1 protein-coding gene is annotated in these 1128 nt (G+C 65.1%); it reads right to left on the bottom strand.

The annotated features are described in order from the left end of the window. Nucleotides 1-107: 107 nt before the first annotated feature. Entirely contained in the window at nucleotides 108-380 is a 273-nt protein-coding gene (locus tag C5B91_RS21090; protein ID WP_119713017.1) for a PRC-barrel domain-containing protein, read from the bottom strand. Nucleotides 381-1128 lie beyond the last annotated feature (748 nt).

Raw genomic sequence — 1128 nt, 5'->3', positions numbered from 1 at the left:
ATCGTGCTGTCCACATCCTGACTCACTCGACTGCCCGCCGTACAGTCGTCGTTCGGAGTATATCAACGTTGTCCGACGGAGCGGCCAGTCGAGCGAAGTCGCCGCGGTCAGTCGGCGGCTTCGAGCGCCGGGTCACCCGTCAGGACGACGATGTCGGCCATCCCCCGTATCCACTTGAACGGCACTCGGACGCCGCGCGGGCCGACTTCCAACCCTTCCGGGGGGTCTTCGACGGAGACGAGAAGCGCGGTCACGCGGTCGGCGTCGAGGTCGACACAGAGGTCGACGGCCTCGCCCAATCGCGCGCCCGAGGCGGTGTACACGGGGCGGCCTTCGATACTCGGAATCGGTTCGATGCCCGTCGGTGACTGGGGGACCATACCTCCGGTATCGGACGTGTCAATAAAAAATACCTCGGTCGGCGCAGGCCGTGTCGGCTCCGCGGTTGCGACGCCTGCGGTGCGCTCAGTCCGGACGCGGTTTCCAGTTTCGACGTGCGCCACCGTAACTGAAACGTCGTTTTAGGCGCTCGTGGCGGCGTGAACGGCGAATATCCACAATTTCCGATACGTATTTAGGCTCACCTAACAGATATCTATCTGGTCAGGATAGCTGGGCCTCGGTGTTCCTTCCGTAGAGCCACCACCACTACCGGGGCCTCTGGCCACATTCTGGTCTCCGAAGTCGCCGGCGAGCGCGCTTTTTTCCGGCAGCTGTTGGCCGTCGCGGCGGCCGTCAGCGGTGCCGTCATCCGCTCGGGCTTCGTCGCTCTCGACTTCGTGCTCGACGCGGTCACCGTCTGGGGTTATCCGGCCGCGGTCGGCGTGATGGTCGTCTGCGCGGTCGTCAGTTGGCCGACCGACCTCCTCGGTAACCTGTCGAGCGAGTTCGGAGGCAGCGGCGGCGAACCGCCCGGAGCCGACCTCGGAAACGCGACTCGCCTCCGTCCGACTGCGCTGCGGTCAGTCGTCGTCTCGCTTCTCGTCGGTCGTAATCATCGACTCGCGGATGTCCTGTAACCGTTCGGTGCCGCGGAGTTCGGACATGTTCACGCCGAGGGCGTCCTCGTCCTCGTCGGTGGCGACGCCGCTCGTGAGGATGCTCCGGATGCCCTCCTCGACGGTCATG

Source organism: Haloferax sp. Atlit-10N, assembly GCF_003586325.1.
Lineage (GTDB): Archaea > Halobacteriota > Halobacteria > Halobacteriales > Haloferacaceae > Haloferax > Haloferax prahovense.
This window is presented reverse-complemented; position numbering and strand designations above follow the sequence as displayed.